Here is a 26,757-nt window from a genome sequence, read left to right as displayed (position 1 = left end):
TTTGGTATTACTATATTAAATTGTAAATTAGCTTTAAATAAAAAGATTAAAATGAGAAATATTTTTTTAATAGCAGTATGTGTTATTTTTTTAAATTCATGTAAAACAGTAGTTTACACGAAATCAAGTGTCGATACAATTGTTTTTAAAACGGTAAAGATAGACACGCTGTTTCAAGACAATATCAGTATTAGAGCCATTACAGCTGATGGAAATATAATTTGGTATGCAGCGAATAATTCAAAATTTGGTTTTTTTGATTTAGATAAAAACGACAAATTTGAAAGTAAAATCAATTTGGATTCGCTAAAATTAGAATTTAGAAGTATTGCTCAAACCACAAAAAATATCTTTTTGTTGAGTGTTGCTAATCCGGGTTTGCTTTATAAAGTTGCCAAGGAGGATTTAAAAACTACTTTAGTGTATCAAGAAAACAATGAAAAGGTTTTTTACGATAGCATGAAATTTTGGAATAAAAACGAAGGAATAGCAATGGGCGATCCCATAGAAGATTGTCTTTCGATTATAATAACGAGAGATGGTGGAAATTCATGGAATAAAATTTCATCAGCTAAACTGCCTAAAATTGTTGATGGAGAGGCTGCTTTTGCCGCAAGCAATACTAACATAGTGATAAAAGGAAACGATACGTGGATCGTTTCCGGAGGTAAAAAAGCCAGAGTATTCTATTCTTCTGATAAAGGGAATAGCTGGGAAGTATATAATACCCCAATCGTACAAGGAAAAGCTATGGCGGGGATTTTTACGGCCGACTTCTATGATGCTAAAAGAGGATTTATCGCAGGAGGGGATTATGAGGTACTGAATCAAAATTTCGGAAACAAAGCCATGACTGAGGATGGAGGAAAAACCTGGGAACTCATAGCTGAAAATCAAGGATTTGGATATGCTTCTTGTATACAATACATTCCGGATAGTCATGGAAAATCATTAGTAAGCGTAGGTGCATCTGGTCTTTATTACTCGTATGACAGCGGGAATACATGGAAACAACTGGCTTCTGATCCGAATTTGTTTACCATTCGATTTTTAGACAACCATACTGCAATTGCTGCTGGTAAAAATAAAATGATTCAGATTCATTTTCTAAAATAAAACCCTATTCTATGCTATGATTCATGGAGTAGGGTTTTTAGATGTTTTAACGCGATATTGTATTATTTTTTTGAACTTCTGTATTGATGCAATAATTTTCTAGTGAAACCTTCTTCAGATTTTCTAAGTTTTATAATTTTTACTGCAGGTAGTACTGCTTTTAGATCCTTGGTGAATTTTTTTCGTAATAAGAATAATTCCTCATCTGCGCTTTCAATTTGGTTAAGCAATGTACTTGCTTCTTTTTCACTCATGTCATCTAAAGCACTATCATTCATTCGGCTTTTAAAATCTCTCATTTTTTGATACCTAATATCAAATTGTTTATCATCAAACGTATTGTAGATAGGCCAAAACTTTTGGGCTTCACGAGTTGTTAAGTCTAATTCGGTAGTCAAAAAAGCCACTTTTAGTGCTTTAATTTGCTCTTTTTTGTCCTTCATTCCAGAGTGTTGTGCGTAAAAACTAAAGGAAGTCAATAAAAGAAGTATTGGGATAATTTTTTTGATGTTCATTGTTTATGATTTTTTATTATACTTTTTTACAAGAATTATTCCATTATAAGATGCTCTAAATTTGCATTGCTCACTAATATATCTTCAATAGTAGCATCTTCTAAAGCAATGGTAGTGTTGATATTATTAATTTCATCAGTCTCCAAACCATTAATTAGATCGTATTGATTTATATTGGATTGGTAACTTAAATAACTTTCCAAGGTGGCTGTGTCTATTTCTTTACTATTTACATTAACAGTACTAGTGTACAATACAGGAACAAGTAGTGCTATAATTAAAACAGCGGCAACCATCATGAATATCTTTTTATTTTTTTGAAAAAGAGAAATTACCTTTGGTTCATTTTCAGGTAATTTATGCATTAGCTTTTCTGAAAAATTTTCAAAGTAATGCTCTGGAATTTTAAATCCAGACTCAATTTTCGGCTCGTTTTCTAATTTAAATGCTTTCATAACGTGTATTGGACTTAATTTTAGACAAAAGGTTTAATTTGAGGTTACAAATGCTTCTATTTTTTTTACGGCATGATGATAGGAAGCTTTCAATGCACCCACTGAAGTACCTAATATTTCTGATATTTCTTCGTACTTTAATTCTTCAAAATATTTCATTTTAAAAACCAACTGCTGTTTTTCTGGAAGGGCGACAATCGCTTTTTGAAGCTTTATTTGGATTTCATTTCCATCAAAATAGCTGTCAGATTTAAGATTGTCAATTGTTTTATTTTGTAATGTTTCAGATGTGATTCCTCCCTTTTTTGCCTTTTGGTTTAAAAACGTAAGTGCTTCGTTTGTAGCGATGCGGTACATCCAAGAAAAGAGCTTGCTCTCTCTTTTAAAATTTTTTAAATTTTGAAAGATTTTAATAAATGTATTTTGCAAGACATCGTCAGTATCATCATGATTCAAAACAAGATTCCGAATATGATTGTACAAAGGTCTTTGATAGGTTAACAAGAGTTTTTGGAACGCTTCGTTTTGCGTTTTGGGGTTTAATAACTGTTGTATAAATTCCTCTTCTTCCTGCAAAGTTTTATTTTATTGAGTTAGATAGGATTTTATGAAATAGGTTTAATCACAAACTAAAAAAAATTAAAATTCTGATGGTTCTTCTTCATTAGTTTTATTTGCAGGTATTTTTTTTGTTTCCGCTGGTTTTACTAAAGGTTTCACAGTAGGACTTGCCGCAGGTTTCGTAACAGGTTTCACAGTAGGTGTACTAATTTTTGCTGGCGCACTGGATCTGTCTGGTGTTGGTTCTGGAGTGAGAATATTCGTTTGGACTGGAGTTTGGATATACGTCTTTACGGGTATAATTTTCGGTAATAGCGGAATGTAAACTTCAGTTACCCATTTAGAAGGATCTTTTATATCAGTTTTTCCAATCGAATACGTTTCGATATGTGAAATTTTAGGATCTTTAGTTAATTGGTTTTTATTAATAAACTCCAGCGACTTTTCATATCCATTATTGATATGTGAATAGTCGCCAGTTAGAGTTGTTTCAGCCCCTTCAGATGCTTCCAGTTTTCCAGAAACGATATCACTTCCGTAACTAATGAATATTTCGTTTTTTATAGGTAGACAAATCGAAATTTTTGCCATTCCTTTTGATGTATTATAAGTATGATAAATTACAAATGGTTTACCATCTGTTGCAATATTATTCTCCTCGCAAAAAGCAACTAAAGTAGGAATTACTATTTTGGTGTTTTTATTAATTTTTGATAGTTCGCTTGTAAAAGTTTGGGCTAAATAAAAGGTTTGCGGTTTTTTCACGAGTCCTTTCACTTTTACTGAAAAGGTATTTATTTCATAATCGAGAGATTTATCTAAATTAGCTAAACTTTTTTCATAAATCGTTCCCATTACCTTATCGACTCCACCATTTAAAGCAGTGTAGACTTTAGAAAGAAAATTCATCTCTCCAGTAGTTTTCCATGTAACCTTCGTACCGCCAACGGTATCTTTAAAACTCCAAAAAACAGAGGAAGTTGTTCCATTAAAAATCATTTTTTGAGAGATACTATCGTTTTCTTTTACAAAAAGAGTTTGCATTTCACCAGCTCCGTCTTTTCCTTCCCAAGAATAGGAAGCGCCTTTACCAATAGTTAGTTCTGGATATAGCACTTTCATTTCTGGATCTTCAATAGTCCAAGAACCAAAGTTAGCCCAATTTCTATAATCATTCACGTAGTTAAAAACGGCTGATTTTGGTGAATTGATGATTTTGCTTCTTTCGATTGTGAAATCGCCTTTTTGTGTTGCAACAAAGATGGACAAAGCAACCAAACTAAGTAAAAGTAATAGAAAAATATATTTTAAAATCCGCATGATAGATTAATTGTTTTCAGCTGTAAAGTTAGAATTTTTATTAATATGTAAGACGAATCATAAAAATATTATCGAGAAGGAACTTTATATATTAAAAGAGTAGTTTTTTGAAATTTTCACTTAATTGTACTACTTGTTTGTTTCGTTTTGTTCTCGAAGCATAATAAGCACTGATTTTTATATTTTCCTCAAAGAATATGTATATTTGACAAGTTATAATTTTTTAAACTTCTAAAAATCATTAATAATGAAATTATTTAAAACCGCAGGTATTTTTCTGACTCTAGCAGTTTCGGTTGTTTGTAATGCACAAAAAGTGGAAACAACAACAGTAAAAGAGTCACAAAATGAGCCTTTCGATTATCTTGTGGAGCAATTTGCAGATATTAAAGTGTTGCGTTATCAAATTCCGGGTTGGGAAGACCTTACACTAAAAGAACAGAAATTGGTTTATTACCTTACACAAGCTGGAACTTCAGGGCGTGATATTATGTGGGATCAACATTATAAATACAACCTAAAGATCAGAACCGCATTAGAGCATATCTATCAAAATTACAAGGGTGATAAAACGACCGCAGATTGGAAAAATTTTGAAACCTATCTAAAGAGAGTTTGGTTTTCAAATGGAATTCACCACCATTATTCAAGCGATAAAATCAAACCGGATTTTTCAAAGGATTATCTTGATGTTGTCATGAAAGCCACTAATACTGAATTAGCACCTGCTATAGTTGCCGTTATTTTTAATGATGCAGATGCTAAAAGAGTTAATCTAGATGAATCAAAAGGGTTATTAGAAGGTTCGGCTATTAATTTTTATGATAAAGGAATCTCACTAAAAGAAGCAGAAGATTTTTATGCTAAAAAAGTGAGTCCAGATCCAACTAAACCTTATTCTTATGGATTAAATTCTAAATTAGTTCGTAACGCGAAAGGACAATTGGAAGAAAAAATATGGAAATCTGACGGAATGTACAGTGATGCAATCAAAAAGATCATCTTTTGGTTGGAAAAAGCAAAAAGTGTAGCTGAAAACAAAAAACAAGGAGATGCTTTAGGTCTATTAATCAAGTACTACAAAACGGGTAGTTTAAAAATTTGGGACGATTATAATATTGCCTGGTTATCAGCTACCGAAGGGAATATTGATTATATCAATGGATTCATTGAGGTGTATAATGATCCTTTAGGATACAGAGGTTCTTATGAAGGGATTGTACAAATTAAGGATTTTGATATGTCCAAAAAAATGGAAAAAGTTGCTAAAAATGCACAGTGGTTTGAAGACAACTCTCCCTTAATGGAACAACATAAAAAGAAAAATGTGGTTGGTGTTTCTTATAAAACAGTGATCGTAGCAGGAGAATCTGGAGACGCTTCACCAAGTACGCCGATTGGAGTAAACCTTCCAAATGCGGACTGGATTCGTGCAGAGCATGGTTCTAAATCAGTTTCTTTAGGAAACATTATTGATGCTTATTCTAAAGCTGCCGGAAAAGGAAAATTAGAAGAATTTGCAAATGATGAAGACGAAATCGCTTTGGCCAAAAAATATGGAGAAATTGGGGATAAATTGCATACTGCATTACACGAAGTGGTAGGGCATGCTTCAGGACAAATTAATCCTGGTGTAGGAACTCCTCGTGAAACTTTAAAAAGTTATGCTTCAACTCTAGAAGAGGGAAGAGCTGACTTAGTGGGGTTGTTTTATTTGTACGATTCTAAAATTCAAGAATTAGGTTTAGTTGACGATTGGAAAAAAACCGGAATGGAGTCTTATGACAGTTACATAAGAAATGGTTTAATGACTCAATTAGTTCGTTTAGATTTAGGTGCAGATATTGAAGAGTCCCACATGAGAAATCGCCAATGGGTTAGTGCTTGGGCATTCGAAAAAGGAAAGAATGACAATGTAATTGAAAAAATTACCCGTGATGGAAAAACGTATTTCAATATTACAGATTATGAGAAGTTGCATGATTTGTTCGGACAATTATTACGCGAGGTGCAACGTATAAAATCAGAAGGAGATTATACTGCGGGTAAGGATTTAGTTGAAAATTACGGTGTAAAAGTAGACCAAAAGATACATGCGGAAGTATTGGAACGTAACAAAAAGTTTCCTTCAGCTCCTTATAGTGGTTTTGTAAATCCAGTATTGGTTCCTAATTTAGATTCAAAAGGAAATATTATTTCTATTGAAGTAAAACAACCAAAAACTTTTGCAGAACAAATGTTGAACTATTCTAAAGATTTTGGCTTTTTACCGCATGAAAATTAGAATTAATTGAATATAAAAAATGCCCACTGAGAAGCGGGCATTTTTTGTTTTAATAAGTGAGTTTAGCGTTTAAAATAAACTTTTATTACAAATAGAATCCCAATAAAAACGAGGAAACCTATTAATATCTTGTAATTTCCTTTGTAAAATTCTTTATGAATTTTTATATCTTTCCGGTAAGCAAAAATCATTGCAATAACAAAAGCAACAAAAAAGCAGACTGCGAATATCAATTGTTCTTTACTAAACATAGTATAAATTATTTTTGGCAAATTTAGTCAATTGTTTAAGATTAGTTGCTAATTTGCAATCTCATTTAATCATTTATTATTATGCAAAAGCAAATCGACTCAGTCAAAGAATTTCATACCGCATTTAAAATAGGGCATAGTGAAACTCCAATTGCCAATTTAGGAGAGAGTAAGAACACGCTACGGTATCATTTAATGAAGGAAGAAAATGAAGAATACCTAGAGGCGGTTCAAAATAACGATTTAGTTGAGATAGCCGATGCTTTGGGCGATATGATGTATATCCTTTGTGGGACCATAATTGAACATGGATTACAGCATAAAATAGAAGCTGTTTTCGATGAAATTCAACGCAGTAATATGAGTAAATTAGATGAGTCAGGCAATCCCATCTATCGTGAGGACGGAAAAGTAATGAAAGGGCCTAATTATTTTAAACCCGATTTTTCCAAAATATTGTGTGAGTAACGACGTTCAGATTACCATTTTATAGCGGCTAATTCTACAGTTTACACAAAGTGTTTTTCAATACACTAAAAAAAATAAAAAAGCGATTCCCAAATTTGGAAATCGCTTTTTTATTTAAGACAGTACCCGCTAAAGTATCGGGACTGAAATCTATACTTTTACAGTCCAACCAAATGTATCTTCAGCTAGTTTGTGTTGTATGTTCGTTAATCTATCTTTCAATTGTGTTGCATATGAATTTTCAATTTTTGGTAATTCATAATATACATCTTGATAAGAGAATCCGATAATAGGATTAACTACGGCAGCAGTACCAGCACCAAATATTTCTTTTAGCGTACCATTTTTCGATGCTTCAACAAGTTCTGAAACTAAAACAGGGCGAACTTCAACAGCAATACCTTCTTTTTTAGCCATATCAATCAGACTTTTTCTAGTAATACCATCTAGGATTCTTTCACTTGTAGGGGCAGTAAATAAAGTGTCATTTATTCTGAAAAACACATTCATTGTACCTGCTTCTTCTAGTTTTGTGTGTGTTGCATCATCAGTCCAAATTACCTGTTGAAAACCTGCAGCATTTGCTAGGCTAGTTGGGTAAAATTGTGCAGCATAATTACCTGCAGCTTTCGCAGCTCCAATTCCACCATTTGCTGCTCTACTGAAATGCTCTGCAATCAATACTTTTACTTCTCCTGAATAATAAGATTTTGCTGGAGATAGGATAATCATAAATTTGTAATCATCAGAAGGGTTTGCAATAACTCCTTTACCAGTAGCTATCATAAAGGGCCTGATGTATAATGTATTTCCTTTTCCTTTTTTTATCCAAGCTTCATCTAGCTTTAGTAATTCATTTAGACCATCCATGAAGACATCCTCAGGAACTTCTGGCATTGCCATTCGTACCGCTGAATTATTGAATCGTTTGTAGTTTTCATCAGGTCTAAAAAGCCAAACGTCATCACTTTCATCTTTATAAGCTTTCATCCCTTCGAAAATGGCTTGACCATAATGAAAAACTCTAGCTGAAGGATCTAACAAAAATGGCGCATAAGGTTTAATGACCGGTTTTTGCCATTCTCCATTTTTAAAGTCACATTCGAGCATATGATCAGTAAATACCGATCCAAAGCTTAAATTTTCAAAATCTACTTCATTAATTTTTGAAGTTGCTGCTTTGATGATATCAATTTTGTTAGTGTGAGTTGTGCTCATAATATTATGTTTTTTTTATTTTAGTGTTGTAAATAATGTAATCAGTTAGTTAGAACATATTTTTTATGCGAATTAAACTTTAATTCATGCAAAATTAAATAAAAATCAACGAAATCCTTATGAAAACGTCATTAATTATAGCTTTTAATTGTGATTTATTTACAGTTATTAAAATCAAATAAAAAGCTTGGCTTTTCTGTCGAATTTACAATAAATGGGGTTTTTTGAGCGTACTATAACGGATTTTCTTAAATTTGACGAAATACAAGAAGTATAAAATTAGTAATGCCTCCAAAAACAGTATTTTGAAAAGAGAAATTATACAGACGCTTGATGGTTCAACCACCATACAAATTAAGGAATGGGATGAATGCTATCATTCTAAGCACGGTGCGATACAGGAAGCCCAACATGTTTTTATAAAAAACGGACTTTCGTTATTTCAAAATAAACAAATTTCAATTTTAGAAATTGGTTTCGGTACTGGGTTGAATGCCTTTATTACTTTTTTGGAAGGGAAGAAAATGAATCAATCAATCAATTATGTAGGAGTAGAAGCCTATCCTATAGCTGCAGACGAACTGGCTGCTATGAATTATGTTGAAGAATTAAATGCCACGGATGACAAAGATGTTTTTGAAAAAATGCATCAATGCAATTGGGGACACAAGGAAATTTTTGGAAGTGATTTTTCATTAACCAAAAGGAAACAGTTATTTGAAGAAATTGATGATGTGGAGCGATTCGATCTGATTTATTTTGATGCTTTTGGCTATCGTGTACAGCCAGATTTGTGGAGCACTGCCATATTCAAAAAAATGTTCGATGCGCTTAAAGACAATGGGGTCTTAGTTACTTATGCGGCACGCGGTGTGGTAAAAAGGAGTATGATTGAAGTGGGTTTTACAGTAGAAAAACTGGCAGGGCCTCCAGGTAAAAGAGAAATGTTTCGTGCAAGAAAGTCGGCATGATTTTGAATCGAATTGAAGTTTTATTTTGATTATTATTTCAGCATGTTGAAATAATAATCAAAATTACACGTTAAATTTACAAGCAATAAATATAAAAAATGTATTTTTACATTAAGTTAAAAACTTTAATTTAACCATAAATTCTTAATTTATTATGTCTAAAATCATGTTTGATTACACAAAATCAATATTAGAAAGAGTGAGTTTCGACCCGATACTTTTTTGCAAAGAGTTGGAAAAAGCTATTAAAACATTGTTACCCTACGAGATGGAACAATTACGAGAATGGTTATTTAATTTTATAATCGAAAAACCAGAATTACAGCAATGTGTATTAAGAGTAAACCCATAAATTTAAAAAAAAAGAATCTGTAGAAGGTTCTTTTTTTTTGCTTTATAACGTAAATAGTATACTACAATCACTATTTAAGTAAAAAATAGATAGTAGGAAATTTAGTAATTGATATTGAAAAAAGTGTATTTAATCGACTTTTAGCGCACTTTATCTGTTTTTTATCTATAATCAACGCCATTAATCGATATATTTACAATTCCTTTTAATGAGATAAATTTTAAACCCTATTGTTATGTCTAGAATAATTTATGATTACACAAAAGAGGTACTAGAACGAGTGAGCTTTAACCCCGAGCTTTTTATTAAAGAGCTTAAAAAAGCAATTAAAAATTTATTGCCATACGAAATTGACCATTTAAGGAAATGGCTTTTATTCTTTACGAATGAAAAGCCAGAATTAAAAGAGTATCTTTCTGTTATTGAATAGAGAATATAAAAAAGGAACATTTTGAATTGTTCCTTTTTTATTTATTTACTTTTTAGAGGGCTCACAATTTGCACATTTTGGAAAACAATAGCCCCTTTTATTACTCCGGCGATAGTAGTTCGCAGTGCGTCAATTATATGCATTTTCAATTCGCTTTTGGGGAAAATTAAGCTTACTTCGCGAGCTGGTTTAGGTTCTGCAAAATGGCGTAGTTTGACTTTGTCTGATTCTTTTAAATCTAAAGTATGCAAATAGGGAAGGAGCGTTGTTCCTAAACCTTCATCGGCTAGCTTTATTAAAGTTTCAAAACTTCCGCTTTCTATTTGAAAATGGCTAAATTCATTTTTTGGATTGTTTTTACATAAATTTAATATACCATCTCTGAAACAGTGACCATCTTGGAGCAAAAGGATTTCATCTAGATTTAAATCTGAAATAGTGATTTCTTCTTTTTTAAATTGTTGATGGCTTTCAGGAATGTAGGCGACAAAAGGTTCAAAATATAAAACTATTTCCTTGATTTTGTCCTCCAGCAGAGGAGTGGCTGCAATAGCAGCATCGAGATGACCATTATTTAGTTTAGTGATAATCTCCTCTGTATTTAACTCTTCTATTATCAGTTTAACTTTTGGATATTTCTTTATAAAATTATTTAAAAACATGGGAAGTAGTGTAGGCATAATTGTAGGGATTATTCCTAACCTGAATTCACCTCCCACAAATCCTTTTTGTTGCTCTACAATATCTTGGATTCGATCCGCTTCATTGACAATGTTTTTGGCTTGATTTACAATTTTTTGGCCAATATCAGTAAGCTGAATCGGTTTTTTAGAGCGATCAAATATTAAGATGCTTAATTCCTCTTCAATTTTTTGAATTTGCATACTTAATGTAGGTTGCGTGACAAAACATTTTTCTGCAGCTAAAGTGAAATTTTTATGTTCAGCAACAGCTAAAACATATTTTAATTGAGTGATTGTCATTTTTGATAGTATTTTACGATACAAATATAAAAACAATCAATTTAATTTATAGTGTGTTTTGTGCTTTTATTGGTTACTTTGTTAAAAATAACAACATGAAAACAAATATTTTAGGTCTACCAGTAAAAGAAACGGAAGAGATAGTAAGTGAACTAAATTCATTATTATCCAATTATCAAGTTTATTATCAGAACTTAAGAGGGATTCATTGGAACATCCGAGGAAAACGTTTTTTTGATTTGCATGTAAAATTTGAAGAATTGTACAATGATTCACAACTTAAGATTGATATGATAGCCGAACGTGTTTTAACATTGGAAGGTACTCCTTTGCATACATTTGAGGATTATATTAAGCACAATAAAATAGTGGTTGGGAAAAATATTTCAAATGATGAAAAAGCAGTAAGTTTGATTGTTAGCTCATTGTCTCATCTGCTAGTGATAGAAAGACAGATTTTGAATAAATCAGCGGCGGTTAATGATGAAGGGTCGAACGCCATGATGAGTGACTTCATTGCGGAGCAAGAGAAAACAATATGGATGATGCAGGCTTGGTTAGAAGAATAAAGGAAGTCTTATTTCAGCTAGAATAATAAAAAGCCAGAATAGTACATAAGTACTATTCTGGTTTTTTATTAATGTTAAATTTTTACAAATTTTTTTTTCAATAGTCGCTAATTGGTAAGTTAAATTATACTTTTACATTAATTAAATTTATAGGTTATATTAATGAAATTTATAGCTCGCATATTTTTATTTTTATTTATAGCTTTTCTATCAACGCCTGCCATAGTGACGATGATAGAGAAATCATGCGATACCTCTTTTTTTTTTAATGTGTCCGAAGAAGAACATGCTCAAAAAGAGATTAAGGTTTTTGCTTATTATACTGATATAGAACTTGGATTCTTATTAGGAAAGCACAACAAATCAAGTCTCATCCACTCTGAAAATCTCTCTAAACACGATAGGATTTCGGCTACTATATTTTCCCCTCCGCCTAACTTAGCTTAATACTTTCGATTATATTTAAAAAAATTAACTGTCGCATTTATAAAAGTTATGGACAGTTTACTTATAAATTATTCTAGTATTATGACAAAAAAAATTAATCTTTTTGCCAACCTTAAATCTGATTTTGCATCTGGTTTAGTAGTTTTTTTGGTGGCGCTCCCCTTGTGTTTAGGGATAGCAATGGCTTCTGGTGCACCTTTATTTTCAGGAATCATCTCAGGAGTTATTGGAGGGATTGTAGTTGGTTTTTTGAGTAAGTCACACATTAGTGTTTCGGGGCCAGCAGCGGGTTTAACAGCAATTATTTTAACAGCAATTACGGATTTAGGTGCTTTTGATATCTTTTTAACAGCCGTTTTTATCTCGGGACTTATTCAGCTTGCTTTAGGGTTTATCAAAGCAGGGAGTATTTCAAATTATTTCCCAACCAATGTAATTGAAGGAATGCTTGCGGGTATTGGTATTATTATTATTCTAAAACAATTGCCGCATGCTTTTGGATATGATGCTGATTTTGAAGGAGATCAGTCTTTTGTTCAGAGAAATGGAGACAACTCATTCTCTTCTTTGTTCGAAGTTTTTAATCATGTTCAATTGGGTGCTATTATGATAACGGTAGTGTCATTAATTATATTGATTTCTTGGGATAAGGTTCCATTTTTAAAGAAATTAAAATTAGTCCCTGGTGCATTAATAGCAGTAATTTCGGGGATTGTATTGAATGAAATATTTATTAGTTCAGGTAGTTCTTTGGCTATTTCAAGTGAACATTTGGTTTCATTGCCAGTACCCACTTCTTTTGATGAATTAAAAGCGATTGTTGTGATACCTAATTTTTCGGGGTTTTTGAATCCAAAAGTTTGGGTCGTAGGACTAACAATTGCAATTGTCGCCTCGATTGAAACACTGTTATGCATCGAAGCTGCTGATAGAATGGATGTTCAAAAAAGATATACAGACACAAATGTTGAATTAAAAGCACAGGGTATAGGTAATATTTTAAGTTCGCTTATTGGCGGTTTACCCATGACATCTGTAGTGGTGCGCTCGTCGGCAAATAATAATGCAGGTGCTAAATCAAAGATGTCAGCGATTATTCATGGTATACTTTTATTAATAAGTGTGTTAGTTATACCTGTTGTTTTAAATAAAATCCCATTAGCAACATTAGCGACAATATTAATTTTAGTCGGATATAAACTAGCTAAACCAGCAACTTTTAAGCACTTTTGGGAAAAAGGAAAATATCAATTTATTCCTTTTGTCGCCACCCTAGTTGCGGTAGTAACAACTGATTTGCTTAAAGGAGTATTTTTAGGTATTATAATTAGTATTATTTTTATACTTAAAGGGAACTTAAAAAGAGCTTATAGTTTTAAGAAGGAAGAGTATGTTGACGGTGATATCATTCATATCGATCTAGCGCAAGAAGTATCTTTTTTAAATAAAGCTGCAATAAAAGCTACTTTAAACGATATCCCAGAGAATTCTAAAGTGATAATAAATGCCCACGATACGGTTTATATAGCTCATGACATCTTAGATTTGATTAGAGAGTTTAAAGAAACTAGAGCTGTCGATGAAAAGATTTCCGTAAAGTTAAAAGGATTTAAAAAAGCTTATGATCTAGTTAATAGTCCTGAGGTTGCTAATCATGTTTCCTTTGAACATTATTATGATGTTGCCAAAAGAGTTATGGTTAAAAAAGAAATCGTAAAGTAAATTTTTTACGAATAGTTAGAAAAAAGAAATAGTCAATGTAATTCAAACCGGAAAAATTAGTTTCTTTACTACGTTATAAAGGTTTGAAACGAACTTAAGAATTTATAAAAGAAAATAAAATGAGTGATTTTTATAAAAAAATATTAGAGAACAATAAAGAGTGGGTTGAAAAAGCATTAGCTATTGACCCAAATTATTTTGAAGATTTAGCCAAAGGCCAAACACCACCATTATTGTGGATTGGTTGTTCAGACAGTCGTGTTCCTGCAAATGAAATTATTGGTGCTAAGCCAGGTGAGGTCTTTGTTCACAGAAATATCGCTAATATGGTAGTCCATTCAGATATGAACATGTTAAGTGTTTTAGATTATGCAGTTAATGTCTTAAAGGTAAAACATGTAATCGTATGTGGTCATTACGGATGTGGAGGAGTTAAAGCAGCTATGAGCAATCAGTCCATTGGTATTATCGATAACTGGATTCGTCATATTAAAGATGTTTACCGTCTGCATAACATCTATCTAGATTCTATTGAGGATGATACGGAACGGTTTAATACTTTTGTCGAGATCAATGCTAAAGAGCAGGTTTTTGATTTGTCTAAAACCTCAATCGTGCAGGCGGCATGGAAAAACGGACAAGATTTAAGTATTCACGGTTGGGTTTACGGTTTAAATTCAGGTTTTGTGACTGACTTAAAGGTTAATATTAGTTCCAACAAAGATTTGGACGAAGTTTTTCAATTACAGTTTTAAAAAAAAAATCGCCATATGGCGATTTTTTTTTAGTCTATATCTAAATTTTCATTGAAGGCCGACGGCAGTAATTTTGGAATAAATTTAATCAGGATAGGCAATAGCAAGCTACCACCAGGGAGTAAAAATATAGTTAGTGACGGAATGGTTTTACAAATTTCCAACAGCTGCTTTTTTACTTTTTTCTTTTCTTTTTCATCCAAATCTCTCCTTGTGGAAATTCCTAAAAGTATCATCAAATCTCTACTTTGAACAATTTCTTTGACCAGCCTGTTTTTGTTTCTTGTAATCAATGTGACGACGCTTTGAGTCGTTTGATCATAAAAATGCTTAACAGGATTCGAATAGTTGAAATAAGGAATTTCACTTTTATGTTTTGTGATAAAAGCATCAGTGTTGTTGATACTCTCCGTTACAAACGCGTCAGGAACTGCAATTAGTTCTGCTAATTTATGTAAAAAATAAGCTTCTTCATTTTCAAGATTTCCATCGCTCCAAAGTGCCATTCCTGCCATATCAATTAGATAATATTTTTCTAATTCAGACTCAAAATAGGTCAGATTAAGTTCTTCCAAATTTTGGACACTTACTTTTGAGAATTTACTATAGCGCACTGAGGCTTCAAACAACTTAATTAATAAATCGTCGTATTTAGATTTATTGGATTTAGTTTTCAAAGAAAGTGAAACAATGCTAATAACCGCTTCCTCTATCTTTTTTAGATATTTTTCTGGAATTGCACCATGAATTAAATATTGGCGAAAAGCCAAAACATCGATAAAAAGTAAAGCGTTAGTTACAATATGAGAAAAGTTTTTACTGATGATGTCAAAGTTAGTTTGAACTCGATCATCAATTATTTTTTCTAAATTTAAGGAAGGTGGACTGTCAGGTAATATTTTTTTCAACAAATTATACCCTTGAGGAGTCATTTCATTATAAAACTCTAAAGCTTTAGACAGGAAATTATCAGGATTATTATCACGGGTAGTTAATCCATAAATAGCATAAAGTGTATTTAACAGGGCGACTTTTGGGATTTCATTTTGAACCCAACCTTTCGTTATTATAGGGACGGTCGTTTCAAATGAGACAATGTGACCGTATATGAATCCTGTTTTTCTAATATTGGTGTAAAACAAATCAGGACTGAGGTAAACAATTTGTTCCTTGTTTTTTTGTTTTGTAAAATACTTATCTATCCAACCGGATGCTGAAGGGTTAATCATTGTGTGATTTTAATAGTACAAAGCTATGTTATTTTATGGTTCTGTAACTATATTAAAATAGGCATGCAGCTATTTTAATATAGCTGCATGCGCATCTTTGTTATTAATTACTTGATAATTGCTGAACAGGCTACTCTTGCTCCGGCATCACCGGAAGGTTGAGAAATAAAATCGTCAGTTCCTTCATGTACAATCAATCCTTTTCCTAGAATATCTTTTGTAGGATCTCCTGAACCGATATTCCATTCATCAGTAGTCAATGTTATGGTTCCATTACCTTTAGCATCAGCGGTAAAGTTTCCTATGTCTCCTTTATGGTATTCACCAACACCCCATTTCCCGTGTTTCTTAAAAGTAGGATTCCAATGTCCTCCAGCGGAACTTCCATCTGCAGCAGAACAATCTGATTTTTCATGGATATGAATGGCATGAATTCCCGGTTTTAATCCTGCTAATTTTGCTACGAAAGTTACTTTGCCATTTTTCTCAATAAAAGTGGCTGTACCCGAAACATTACTGTTACTTTTTGCTTCAAAAGCAATTACCAATTTTTTAGAATCACTTGAGCCACTATTTGTTTTACAACCAATAAGAACGGCAATTATTAAGCCGATTGAAAATATTATTTTTTTCATGATAGTATATGTTTTAAAAATATCATATAAAATTACGTATAAAATTATGATCCGTAAATTAAATTAATATTAAATTTTTTATTTGGATTATCTTACAAATTAAATAAATGCATAAATGATTGCTTTTATTCAAGAATAAGAATAGAATATTTGAATAGTTTTCACTCACAATAATAGACTTGTTAAAATATAAATGTCTCTTTTTAGCAATGTACACGTTTTTTTAATAGTCACGAGACTCTTTTTTGGTCAAGTAGTCTTCCAAATAAGTTTTTGGAATACATTGTTAACGGTTTATAATGAACTTTTTAATATAAAAATTGAAAATTGCTCACTATTCTCTTTTTATAGTTGTGTTATTCTCTGTTATTATTTCCATTGTGTATTTTTAAGTGGTAACGGCTCTTTTTTCACTAGATTTGCACTCCAATATTTTGCTTTTAAAAGACTGTTTTTATTAAACAGGTTGACACTGATTAGAGATCCTTAATCATTTACTCATTTAAAGTTTTTTATATACCCTCTTAGGCATTATGTCCTCAGTTTTTACTGTGCTTTTGTAATATAATTCTATTACAAAAGTATCAAGGTTAGTATTTAACCTTGTTTTAATGGCCATCGTACATTAAGTTATGCTTAATGAATTTTACAGAAGCTTATACGTTTTATGCTGTTATTCTAATATGGAATACATAAGGCGATTATTTTTAATACTATAGACAATAATTGTTTATAGTTAACCCTATTTATGAATTATGAATAAATTATTACATTTTTTAGAACAGAAATATAATTTTAAAACAGACTTTACGAGGTCTGTAGCTTTACCAAGTTTAACTATAATTATAGCCATATCTATATTTTGTGGTTTTTTTCCAACTGAAGCCGAAGAATTCTTTAATCAAGTTAAGGCTGTTATTTTTAAAAATTTAGGTTGGTTGTATGTTTTGATAGTTACCGTTTTTGTACTGTTTCTTATAGGTGTAGCCGTTAGTAAATTTGGCAAAATTAAATTAGGCGCAGATGATACTAAACCCGAGTATTCCTTCTTCTCTTGGGTTGCGATGCTTTTTGCAGCAGGAATGGGGATTGGTTTGATGTATTTTGGTGTAGCCGAAACGATGGCTCACTATGCTAATCCAGCGATTAGTAATCTTGATGAAAGTTTAAGAGCTAAAGAAGCACAACTGTATACCTTTTTCCATTGGGGATTTCATGCTTGGTCCATATATGGAGTGGTAGGTCTTTCCATGGCTTATTTTGCATACCGTCATAACTTGCCCTTGGCGATTAGAAGTGGTTTTTATCCTATGTTGAAAGATAAGATTCACGGTAGATTTGGAAATATTGTTGATGTTTTTGCTTTATGCAGTACTTTTTTTGGTATTGCTACGACCTTAGGTTTTGGAGTACTTCAATTAAGCGCAGGACTTCAAAGTTTGGGAGTTATTCCAAATACTAATTTTAAGTACCAAGTTGGTATTGTTGTTATAGTGATGGTTATTGCTATTATATCGGCTACTAGTGGTTTAGGGAAAGGGGTGAAGAAGTTAAGTGAAATAAACATTATAATGGCTACTTTATTAATGCTTTTTGTTTTAATAGCTGGACCAACGATTTATATATTAAGTACGCTAACAGAAGGAATAGGTCACTACGTTAGTAATTTTATGTCGCTTACATTCAATACATATGCCTTTGAGAAAGACAGTCAGGAATGGTTCTCTAATTGGACAATTCTATACTGGGCGTGGTGGATATCATGGGCTCCTTATGTAGGTTTATTTATTGCAAAAATCTCAAAAGGACGTACGATACGTGAATTTATATTAGCTGTTTTATTTATTCCAGCACTTTTTAATTTTGTTTGGATGACTATTTTTGGAAGTAGTGCGATATGGATTGATGAATTTGTTGCGCATGGTGCTTTGAGTGAGTTTGCAAATAATTCAGATACCTTGTTGTTTAATTTTTTCAGTTACTTTCCACTGACAAGTTTGCTTAATGTTTTATCGATTGCAATTATTTGTGTTTTCTTTATTACATCTGCTGATTCAGGGATTTTCATAATGAATGGAATTTCTTCTAAAGGAGCGGCTAATTCACCAAAATGGCAAAATGCTTTTTGGGGTGGGTTACTTACTATCGTTTCGTTGAGTTTATTGAGTTCAGGAGGTTTAGCCTCTTTGCAAACCATGACATTGGTAACTGCTTTACCGTTTGGTATTATCATGTTATTGTTGTGTGTTAATTTGTGGAAGGCTTTAATGGCAGATAATGAGTATAGTACTAGTAAGTATTCTCATGGAAGTTTAAATTGGAATGATTACCATTGGAAAGTTCGATTGGAAAAAATACTTACTTATTCACAAAAGAAAGATATAAAGAAATTTTTGAATGAAACCGTTCGGGTTTCATTTGAGGAATTGGTAAAAGAATTGGAGAAAAATAAAATTGAAGCTGGTATTCTCTACAATACAACTCCAAATAATTCTATTGAATTGGTAATCAAACACGATCAGTTGCGTAATTTTATTTATGGTGTTATGGCACAGCCCCAAACAATTTCGGAAACCTTAATTAATGAACAAAACACACCTAACATTGACTCAGATACTGTCTTTTTACCTATTTCTTATTTTGGAGATCACCGTATGGGCTATGATATTCAATATTTGAGTAAGGATGAAATTATATCAGATGTACTAAGAGAATATGAGCGTTTCTTAACCTTAGGGTCTGATGGCATGCATGATTTATTGATGAAACCCAATTGATTAAAATACAAAGTGTATAAGTAGCAAAAACCGCAATCATCAATGATGATTGCGGTTTTTTTAAACAAACAAATTTAACTAAAAACTATCTTAATGCTTAGAAGCAATATTCATTTTCTGCTACTAATTTAGATGTAATAGTTTCTCTTAATGCAACAATATTTGGCATATTAGCGTATTTAGTGAAACGTCTTAAACCCATAAGCATCATGCGTTGTTCATCCCCTTCTACGAATGAAATAACACTTTCTTTCCCTTTTTGTGTAACGATATCTACTGCTTGGTACAAGTATAATTTTGCCATTGCAATTTGCTCTTGTACTTTGTCTTCACCTTCTTTTTTAGCTAATTTCTCAGTTCTAAGGATAGTACTTTCTGCCATGTAAATTTCGATTAACATATCTGAAGCAGCCATTAAAATTTGTTGGTGAGAGTCTAATTCAGTTCCGAATTTTTGAACTGCACTACCAGCAACCATTAAGAAAGCTTTTTTCAATTTAACGATCATTTCTTTTTCTTCAGCAAATAACTGTGAGTAATCTGGAGTTTCAAAAGAAGGAATGCCCATTAATTCCTCACCTACTTTTGTAGCAGGACCTAATAAATCAACATGACCTTTCATTGCTTTTTTAATCAACATTCCTACAGATAACATTCTGTTGATTTCGTTAGTACCTTCATAGATACGAGCGATACGAGCATCTCTCCAAGCACTTTCCATTGGAGTATCTTCAGAGAATCCCATTCCTCCATAAATTTGGATACCTTCATCAGCACAGCTTTGTACATCTTCAGAAACAGCCACTTTTAAGATGGAACATTCAATAGCGTATTCTTCAACACCTTTCAATTCAGCTTCTTGATGAGAACATCCTTCTGCTTCGCGAGCCGTGATTCTGTCTTCAATATTTTTTGCAGCTCTGTAAGAAGCACTTTCATCTGCATAACAGTTCGTAGCCATTTCTGCTAATTTAGAACGGATAGCACCAAATTCTGCAATAGGAGTTTTAAATTGTACTCTTTCGTTTGCATATTTCACTGAATTGGAAATTACTCTTCTTTGTGCATCTAGACATGCTGCTGCCAGTTTAATACGGCCCACATTCAAAGCGTTCATCGCTATTTTGAAGCCATTTCCTCTATCAGAAAGCATGTTTTCAACAGGAACTTTTGTTTCATTAAAGAATACCTGACGAGTAGAAGAAGCACGAATACCTAATTTGTGTTCCTCTTCACCCATTGAAATTCCGTTGTCATCAGAGTTTTCTAAGATAAAACCAGTGATGTTTTTATCATCTCCAATACGTGCAAAAACGATAAACAAAGAACAGAAACCTGCATTAGAGATCCACATTTTTTGTCCAGTGATCGAATAATATTTTCCGTCTTCTGATAAAACTGCTTTAGTTTTTCCTGAATTAGCATCAGATCCTGCGCCTGGTTCAGTCAAACAATATGCACCAAACCACTCACCTGAAGCTAATTTAGGAACATATTTTTGTTTTTGTTCTTCAGTACCATATAAAGTAATTGGCATAGTACCAATTCCTGTATGTGCTCCAAAAGCAGTTGAAAAAGATCCCGTAGCACCAGAAATGTAATCACAAACTAACATTGTTGATACAAATCCCATTCCTAATCCACCGTAAGCTTCAGGAACAGCAACTCCTAAAAGACCTAAATCTCCGGCTTTTTTCATGCACTCTTCTGTGTAAGCATAATCCTTTTTCTCAAAACGATCTTTGTGTGCCCATAATTCTTTGTCTACGAACTCTTTTACAGAGTCACGCATCATTAATTGTTCTTCCGAAAAATCCTCAGGAGTGAAGATGTCTTCGCACTTAGTTTCTTTTACGATGAATTGTCCACCTCTAGTTACGTCGCTCATTTTTTGTTATTTTAAAAGATAATTTTTATTTTTTTTATAATCTAAATTCCTCCTTCGTTGGAAAGACAAAAGGAGTGGAATTACTGTCTACATCAATTCGTAAACCCCAGCACTTCCTTGACCTGTTCCTACACACATGCTAACAATACCGTATTTGTCACCACGACGTTTCATTTCGTCAAATAATTGAACTGACAATTTAGCTCCAGTACATCCCAGTGGGTGTCCCATTGCTATTGCACCACCATTAACGTTCACGATATCTGGATTTAATCCTAATTCACGGATAACCGCAAGTGACTGTGAGGCAAAAGCTTCGTTTAATTCAATTAAACCGATATCATTTAGAGATAATCCAGCTTGTTTCAACACTTTTGGTATCGCTTTTACAGGTCCTATTCCCATTATTCTAGGTTCAACTCCTGCAGAAGCAAAGTTTACTAATCTTGCGATAGGTTCAAGATTAAGTTCTTTTACCATTTCTTCACTCATAACAAGTACAAAAGCAGCACCATCACTCATTTGTGAGGAGTTACCAGCTGTTACACTTCCACCAGCTTCAAAAACAGGTCTTAAACTAGCCAAACCTTCAATTGTCGTGCCAGCTCTAGGTCCTTCATCTTTGTTTACTATGTAAGATTTAGTTTCTTTTTTGCCATTTTCATTGATAAACGTTTGCTCTACTGTAATAGGAACAATTTGTTTATCAAATTTACCTTCTGCTTGTGCTTTCAAAGCTTTCATTTGCGAGTTATAAGCAAACTCATCTTGGTCTTCTCTGGAAACCTTAAATTGCTGTGCAACTGCTTCGGCTGTTAGACCCATTCCCCAGTAGTAGTCTTCGTTTCCTGCTTTTGCAACAGCATAATCCGGAGTTGGCTTGTAACCTCCCATCGGAATAAAACTCATGCTTTCAGCACCACCAGCAATAATACAATGTGCCATTCCTGACTGTATTTTAGCTGTAGCCATTCCTATTGTTTCTAATCCAGATGCACAGTATCTGTTTACAGTTACTCCAGGAACATCTTCGATTTTTAATCCCATCAAAGAGATTAAACGTCCCACATTAAGTCCTTGTTCTGCCTCAGGCATGGCATTTCCTACCATAACATCATCAATACGAGTTTTGTCAAAATGGGGCAATTCATTCATCATGAATTGAATAGTTTCTGCTGCTAACTCATCAGGTCTTTTAAATCTGAACACCCCTTTAGGAGCTTTTCCTACGGCTGTTCTGTATGCTTTTACTATATAGGCTGTTTTCATTTTTTTAGTTTCTTAGCGGTTTCCCTTTGGTTAACATAAATTGGATTCTTTCCAATGTTTTTCTTTCCGTACAAAGTGATAAGAATGCTTCACGTTCCAGATCCAATAGGTATTGTTCTGATACTAATGTGGCCTCAGATAAATCACCACCAGCCATTACATAAGCTAGTTTGTTAGCAATCTTCTTGTCGTGTTCAGAAATGTATTTTCCAGCTTCCATTTGGTCTGTTCCTACTAAGAACATTCCTAATGCTTGTTTTCCTAGTACTTTTACGTCTTTTCTGTGGATTGGTTGTGTATATCCTGCTTCTGCCATTAATAAAGCATGTTTCTTAGCTTCGGCGATTTGACGGTCTTTGTTTACAACAATAATATCTTTTCCTTGTTGTAATAAACCAGAATCAAAAGCTTCATAACCAGAAGTTGATACTTTTGCCATAGCGATTGTCAAGAAATATTCTTGCAATACATTTAGCTCAACATCGTTTTTATGGAATAAATCAGAAGCTCTTAAAGCCATTTCTTTAGAACCACCACCACCTGGTATAACTCCTACTCCAAATTCTACTAATCCCATGTACGTTTCCGCTGCCGCAACAACTTTGTCCGCATGTAAACTCATTTCGCAACCACCACCAAAAGTCATTCCATGAGGCGCAACTACTACTGGAATTCCAGAATAACGCACACGCATCATAGTATCTTGGAAAGTTTTGATTGCCATGTTAAGCTCATCATACTCTTGCTCAACCGCCATCATAAATATCATTCCGATATTAGCACCTACAGAGAAATTTGCTGCTTGGTTTCCAATAACAAGACCTTGATATTCTTTTTCAGATAAATCGATTGCTTTGTTGATGGCTTGTAAAACGTCACCACCAATTGTATTCATTTTAGACTGGAATTCTAAATTTAGTATTCCATCTCCTAAATCTTGTATAATTGCACCACTATTACTCCAAACTTTTTTGCTTTCGCGAATGTTGTTCAAGATTATAAATGAATCTTGTCCTGGAATTTTAGTTTGTGCTTTAGTTGGAATGTTGTAGAAAAAAGTAGCACCTTCTTTTACGGTGTAAAAACTTTTACTTCCTGCAGCTAACATGTCATTTACCCATGCAGCAGGAGCAAGGCCTTCCGCTTTCATGATCTCAATCCCTTTTTCAACACCAATGGCATCCCAAATTTCGAATGGACCATTTTCCCAACCGAAACCAGCTTTCATAGCATCGTCGATTTTATATAATTCATCTGATATTTCTGGAATTCTATTGGATACATAAGCAAACATACCAGCAAAACTCTTACGGTAAAATTCACCTGCTTTGTCTTTTCCTTTTACCAAAACTTTAAAACGATCAATAGGTTTGTCAATTGATTTAGTCATTTCTAAAGTGGCAAAAGAAGCTTTTTTAGCCGGACGGTATTCTAAAGTATTTAAATCTAAAGTTAGAATATCTCTTCCTTCTTTTTTATAAAAACCTTGGCCTGTTTTACTACCTAACCATTTATTCTCCATCATTTTGTTAACAAACTCTGGAAGTTTAAATAAGTCATGTTGCTCATCAGCAGGGCAGTTTTCATAGATACCGTTTGCAACGTGTACCAATGTATCAAGACCTACTACATCAACAGTTCTAAAAGTAGCTGATTTTGGTCGGCCAATAACTGGACCTGTTAATTTATCTACTTCTTCAATAGTTAATCCCATTTCTTTAACCAAATGGAACAAACTTTGAATACCATAAATTCCAACACGGTTTCCAATAAAAGCAGGAGTATCTTTAGCTACAACCGAAGTTTTTCCTAAAAATTTCTCTCCATATACAGTAAGGAAATCCAATACTTCTGATGAAGTTTGTGGGCCAGGAATAATTTCGAATAATTTTAAGTAACGTGCAGGGTTAAAAAAGTGAGTCCCGCAGAAGTTTTTCTGAAAATCTTCAGATCTTCCTTCACTCATAAAGTGAATAGGAATTCCTGATGTATTTGAAGTAATCAAAGTACCCGGTTTGCGGTATTTTTCTACTTGTTCAAATACTAATTTTTTGATGTCTAATCTTTCTACAACAACTTCGATAATCCAATCAACGTTAGCAATTTTTGCCATATCGTCGGTGGTGTTTCCAGTTGTAATTCGGTCAGCGAATTTTTGAGTGTAGATAGGAGCCGGTTTTGACTTTAAAGCATTATTTAAATGCTCATTTACCAAACGGTTGCGAACGATTTTACTCTCTAATGTCAGTCCTTTTTTTGTTTCGGCCTCAGTAAGTTCTCTAGGAACGATATCGAGAAGTAAAACTTCGACACCAATATTGGCAAAATGGCAAGCAATTCCCGAACCCATAATTCCGGATCCGATTACTGCAACTTTTTTAATTGTGCGTTTCATTGTCTATTTTTTCAGTTTGATTAAATATATTCTTATTTTGAATTAATTCGTTGATGGTCTCTGAGACTTCAATAAAATGTTGTAGTTTTTCATCCGTAATGTGACTTTTGACAGTGTCATTGAATTTTAAAACAGTATTTTTTGATAAATCTCTTTTTTCTTTACCTAACTCAGTCAAGTAAATTAAGACACCACGACCATCATCTGGATTTTTCTTTCGAATGATTAAACCTTTTTCTTCCATAGATTTTAAGGTTCTGGTAAGACTTGTAGCCTCCATTCCCATTTTAGGTCCTAAGGAGGTAGAAGGGGTTCCTACATTTTTATCCATACTCAACAAAGCAAAACCTGTTGCCATTGTGGCACCGTACTTAGAAGCTTCTTCATTGTACATTCTTGAAACGGCTTGCCAAGTCGCTCTTAATATATAATCTATTGTTTTGTCTTTCATATGGTACGTTATCGATTTCAAATATAATAAAAAAAATACTATGCACGCATAATAAATTAATTTATTTTTGTTAAAAATTTATGATTACAAAAAAAATCCATAAAATTGGAGCGTTTTATTTTGGAAAACAGCTAATTATCAATAGTATTGTTAAAGCTTGTCCAGTGACAAGGGCAATTGAAGCTCCTGTTCAAGCATGTGTATTAGTAAAATAAGAAGATCAAAAGTTAGGTTTTCGTAATTCATGTGCGGGCTAGAACACACAGAAGTTTGCCGATAAACTAAAGAAAAATCCAATTGTAGCTCCTAATTTGTAAAACTATGATAGGGTTCTTAGTTATAGAAATCCAATTCAAAATATAAGAAACCAAGAAATCAAAATTTAAGCTTCCTAACAGTTTAAAAGAAATGTTTCTATTTTCAGCTTGCGGAAAAATGTATTTAAAAATGATTCCTTAAGATAGCCAATCTAAGAGAAACTAGGCAATACCTCCCACAAAATAAGAAACTATAAGTTTTTCTACTTTTAATAGTTCTTAAGCAACTAATTATTAGGATATTAAAAGTATGAAAAAATAACCAATATAGCGTTTAAATTCTAAAACTAATTAATTGTCAGTCAATTAAGTAGTTTTAGAATTTAAAAAGTAAAGGGGTATGATTCTATGTAATACTACAAAATAGTCTTTTGTTAGGTGAGTGTAAAATGGTATTTATCTATAGCTACACTACTCTTTTTTAAAAGTGCCGTTATCCACGTCTTTTATAAATTTTATTAGACCCTTAAAATATGTTTTTTGATCATCATATTGAGAAAGATGACTACCATTAGCACAAAATAGAAATCGGCCGTTTTGAACTTCGTTGGCGATCCATTTCATATGCTCTGGATCCATAGTGTCGTATTTAGAACCGATTGATAATGTAGGAATCGTTATCGTTTTAAGCCTGTCTTTTACGTCCCAATTTTTTAAGGAAGCATTTCCGGTGATGCCAAATTCACTGTGACCCTGCATAAACACATATACATTAGGGTTGATGTGTTTGAAACATCGATTGATAGATTCTGGCCATTCTTCTAGTGGTTTTCTTAGAATGTGTTCCGTATAATAATATTTGAAAAGAAGTTCGCTGTATTTTGGATTGTCAAAATCATTGTTTTTCTCCATTTCCTGTAGTTCTTTTAGGATTTTAGGATTCATTTGTGGAGCAAGAACCTCTTGTGCATAGGCATTGTATTCAGGAATGCTGGCCATCATATTAGATATAATCAAGCCTTTCATGTTTTTTCGGTATTTTAGGGCATATTCCATGGCAAGTATTCCGCCCCAGGATTGACCTAAAACATAAAAATTAGAACTATCTGCTCCTAGTGCGATTCGGACTTGTTCCACCTCCTCAACGAAACGTTCGTTCGTCCACAAACTGTCGTAATTAGGTTGGTCGCTGTAGTAGGATCCTAATTGATCGTAATAAATGTATTCGATGCTTTCGTTAGGAAAATAACCATCAAAACATTCGTACAATTCGTGCGTTAATCCAGGTCCTCCGTGAAGTAATAATACTTTAATTCTAGGGTTATTCCCTACGGTTTTTGTCCATACCTTAAAGGTTCCTTTTGGTGTGGTAATCGGAATCATTTTTATGCCTCCTGTGTACTGATCTTTCGTTTTGGAATAATCCAAATAATTCGCTC

The 26,757-nt window shown here is 33.0% G+C and carries 25 protein-coding genes; 11 read left to right on the top strand and 14 right to left on the bottom strand.

Annotated features, from left to right (window positions below; genetic code table 11):
* Nucleotides 1-51: 51 nt before the first annotated feature.
* Nucleotides 52-1,116: a WD40/YVTN/BNR-like repeat-containing protein gene (locus BMW63_RS08640; RefSeq protein WP_074723214.1), complete on the top strand. Its 1,065-nt coding sequence runs from the start codon at nt 52-54 to the stop codon at nt 1,114-1,116.
* 62 nt (nt 1,117-1,178) lie between these two features.
* Here the strand turns inward: BMW63_RS08640 and BMW63_RS08635 are convergent, their stop codons facing one another.
* The 4 genes from BMW63_RS08635 to BMW63_RS08620 form a co-directional block, all read right to left on the bottom strand.
* The gene (locus BMW63_RS08635) at nt 1,179-1,631 is read right to left on the bottom strand and encodes a sensor of ECF-type sigma factor (RefSeq protein ID WP_074723067.1); all 453 of its coding nucleotides are present in this window, start codon (nt 1,629-1,631) and stop codon (nt 1,179-1,181) included.
* A gap of 35 nt (nt 1,632-1,666) precedes the next feature.
* Nucleotides 1,667-2,086: a hypothetical protein gene (locus tag BMW63_RS08630; RefSeq protein WP_074723066.1), complete on the bottom strand. Its 420-nt coding sequence runs from the start codon at nt 2,084-2,086 to the stop codon at nt 1,667-1,669.
* A gap of 33 nt (nt 2,087-2,119) precedes the next feature.
* Nucleotides 2,120-2,662 (bottom strand): RNA polymerase sigma factor, encoded by a 543-nt coding sequence (locus BMW63_RS08625; protein WP_074723065.1) that lies wholly within the window; start codon nt 2,660-2,662, stop codon nt 2,120-2,122.
* A gap of 63 nt (nt 2,663-2,725) precedes the next feature.
* Nucleotides 2,726-3,967: a GyrI-like domain-containing protein gene (locus BMW63_RS08620; RefSeq protein ID WP_074723064.1), complete on the bottom strand. Its 1,242-nt coding sequence runs from the start codon at nt 3,965-3,967 to the stop codon at nt 2,726-2,728.
* Between the two features lie 247 nt (nt 3,968-4,214).
* Between BMW63_RS08620 and BMW63_RS08615 the strand changes: the two genes are divergently transcribed.
* Nucleotides 4,215-6,251, top strand: coding sequence for a dipeptidyl-peptidase 3 family protein (locus BMW63_RS08615; RefSeq protein ID WP_074723063.1), 2,037 nt, complete (start codon nt 4,215-4,217; stop codon nt 6,249-6,251).
* Nucleotides 6,252-6,313: 62 nt separating this feature from the next.
* Here the strand turns inward: BMW63_RS08615 and BMW63_RS18410 are convergent, their stop codons facing one another.
* Nucleotides 6,314-6,502: a hypothetical protein gene (locus tag BMW63_RS18410; protein WP_074723062.1), complete on the bottom strand. Its 189-nt coding sequence runs from the start codon at nt 6,500-6,502 to the stop codon at nt 6,314-6,316.
* A gap of 81 nt (nt 6,503-6,583) precedes the next feature.
* On the opposite strand from BMW63_RS18410, the gene BMW63_RS08605 reads away from it, so the two are divergent.
* A complete protein-coding gene (locus BMW63_RS08605) occupies nt 6,584-6,970 on the top strand; it encodes a pyrophosphohydrolase domain-containing protein (protein ID WP_074723061.1) in 387 nt (128 codons plus the stop codon).
* 150 nt (nt 6,971-7,120) lie between these two features.
* Here BMW63_RS08605 and BMW63_RS08600 read toward each other — a convergent pair whose 3' ends face one another.
* The gene (locus tag BMW63_RS08600; RefSeq protein ID WP_074723060.1) at nt 7,121-8,188 is read right to left on the bottom strand and encodes a branched-chain amino acid aminotransferase; all 1,068 of its coding nucleotides are present in this window, start codon (nt 8,186-8,188) and stop codon (nt 7,121-7,123) included.
* Between the two features lie 305 nt (nt 8,189-8,493).
* Here BMW63_RS08600 and mnmD point away from each other — a divergent pair, with 305 nt between their 5' ends.
* The 3 genes from mnmD to BMW63_RS08585 all read left to right on the top strand — a co-directional run bounded on the left by mnmD (nt 8,494) and on the right by BMW63_RS08585 (nt 9,941).
* Entirely contained in the window at nt 8,494-9,159 is a 666-nt protein-coding gene (mnmD, locus tag BMW63_RS08595) for a tRNA (5-methylaminomethyl-2-thiouridine)(34)-methyltransferase MnmC2 (RefSeq protein ID WP_074723213.1), read from the top strand.
* Between the two features lie 154 nt (nt 9,160-9,313).
* A complete protein-coding gene (locus BMW63_RS08590) occupies nt 9,314-9,511 on the top strand; it encodes a hypothetical protein (protein WP_074723059.1) in 198 nt (65 codons plus the stop codon).
* A gap of 235 nt (nt 9,512-9,746) precedes the next feature.
* Entirely contained in the window at nt 9,747-9,941 is a 195-nt protein-coding gene (locus BMW63_RS08585) for a hypothetical protein (protein WP_074723058.1), read from the top strand.
* A 41-nt stretch (nt 9,942-9,982) separates the two neighbouring features.
* On the opposite strand, the gene BMW63_RS08580 is transcribed toward BMW63_RS08585, so the two are convergent.
* A complete protein-coding gene (locus tag BMW63_RS08580) occupies nt 9,983-10,924 on the bottom strand; it encodes a LysR substrate-binding domain-containing protein (RefSeq protein ID WP_074723057.1) in 942 nt (313 codons plus the stop codon).
* 95 nt (nt 10,925-11,019) lie between these two features.
* Between BMW63_RS08580 and BMW63_RS08575 the strand changes: the two genes are divergently transcribed.
* The 4 genes from BMW63_RS08575 (at nt 11,020) to can (ending at nt 14,417) form a co-directional block, all read left to right on the top strand.
* Nucleotides 11,020-11,493, top strand: coding sequence for a Dps family protein (locus BMW63_RS08575; protein ID WP_074723212.1), 474 nt, complete (start codon nt 11,020-11,022; stop codon nt 11,491-11,493).
* 231 nt (nt 11,494-11,724) lie between these two features.
* Nucleotides 11,725-11,940 carry a hypothetical protein gene (locus tag BMW63_RS08570; RefSeq protein ID WP_245744922.1) on the top strand — a complete coding sequence of 72 codons (216 nt, stop codon included), beginning with the start codon at nt 11,725-11,727 and terminating at the stop codon, nt 11,938-11,940.
* Between the two features lie 81 nt (nt 11,941-12,021).
* The gene (locus BMW63_RS08565) at nt 12,022-13,662 is read left to right on the top strand and encodes a SulP family inorganic anion transporter (RefSeq protein ID WP_074723211.1); all 1,641 of its coding nucleotides are present in this window, start codon (nt 12,022-12,024) and stop codon (nt 13,660-13,662) included.
* A 119-nt stretch (nt 13,663-13,781) separates the two neighbouring features.
* Nucleotides 13,782-14,417 (top strand): carbonate dehydratase, encoded by a 636-nt coding sequence (gene can, locus BMW63_RS08560; protein WP_074723055.1) that lies wholly within the window; start codon nt 13,782-13,784, stop codon nt 14,415-14,417.
* Nucleotides 14,418-14,446: 29 nt separating this feature from the next.
* On the opposite strand, the gene BMW63_RS08555 is transcribed toward can, so the two are convergent.
* Entirely contained in the window at nt 14,447-15,646 is a 1,200-nt protein-coding gene (locus tag BMW63_RS08555; RefSeq protein WP_074723054.1) for an LETM1-related biofilm-associated protein, read from the bottom strand.
* Between the two features lie 107 nt (nt 15,647-15,753).
* Nucleotides 15,754-16,281: a superoxide dismutase family protein gene (locus BMW63_RS08550; RefSeq protein ID WP_074723053.1), complete on the bottom strand. Its 528-nt coding sequence runs from the start codon at nt 16,279-16,281 to the stop codon at nt 15,754-15,756.
* A 755-nt stretch (nt 16,282-17,036) separates the two neighbouring features.
* Here BMW63_RS08550 and BMW63_RS08545 point away from each other — a divergent pair.
* Nucleotides 17,037-19,058: a BCCT family transporter gene (locus tag BMW63_RS08545; RefSeq protein WP_074723052.1), complete on the top strand. Its 2,022-nt coding sequence runs from the start codon at nt 17,037-17,039 to the stop codon at nt 19,056-19,058.
* A 97-nt stretch (nt 19,059-19,155) separates the two neighbouring features.
* Here the strand turns inward: BMW63_RS08545 and BMW63_RS08540 are convergent, their stop codons facing one another.
* The 5 genes from BMW63_RS08540 to BMW63_RS08520 form a co-directional block, all read right to left on the bottom strand.
* The gene (locus BMW63_RS08540) at nt 19,156-20,946 is read right to left on the bottom strand and encodes an acyl-CoA dehydrogenase family protein (RefSeq protein WP_074723051.1); all 1,791 of its coding nucleotides are present in this window, start codon (nt 20,944-20,946) and stop codon (nt 19,156-19,158) included.
* A gap of 87 nt (nt 20,947-21,033) precedes the next feature.
* Entirely contained in the window at nt 21,034-22,215 is a 1,182-nt protein-coding gene (locus tag BMW63_RS08535) for an acetyl-CoA C-acyltransferase (protein WP_074723050.1), read from the bottom strand.
* Nucleotides 22,216-22,219: 4 nt separating this feature from the next.
* Complete coding sequence (locus tag BMW63_RS08530; protein ID WP_074723049.1) at nt 22,220-24,610, bottom strand: 3-hydroxyacyl-CoA dehydrogenase/enoyl-CoA hydratase family protein; 2,391 nt, start codon at nt 24,608-24,610, stop codon at nt 22,220-22,222.
* Entirely contained in the window at nt 24,594-25,061 is a 468-nt protein-coding gene (locus BMW63_RS08525) for a MarR family winged helix-turn-helix transcriptional regulator (RefSeq protein WP_074723048.1), read from the bottom strand. Before BMW63_RS08525 ends, BMW63_RS08530 begins: the two co-directional genes overlap by 17 nt.
* A 728-nt stretch (nt 25,062-25,789) precedes the next feature.
* Nucleotides 25,790-26,701, bottom strand: a complete 912-nt coding sequence (locus BMW63_RS08520; RefSeq protein ID WP_217643725.1) for a proline iminopeptidase-family hydrolase — start codon at nt 26,699-26,701, stop codon at nt 25,790-25,792.
* Nucleotides 26,702-26,757 lie beyond the last annotated feature (56 nt).

It is taken from the genome of Flavobacterium frigoris, from assembly GCF_900111075.1.
Taxonomy (GTDB): Bacteria; Bacteroidota; Bacteroidia; order Flavobacteriales; family Flavobacteriaceae; genus Flavobacterium; species Flavobacterium frigoris.
Note: the sequence above shows the minus strand (reverse complement) of the source record. Positions and strands in the feature narration are given on the sequence as shown.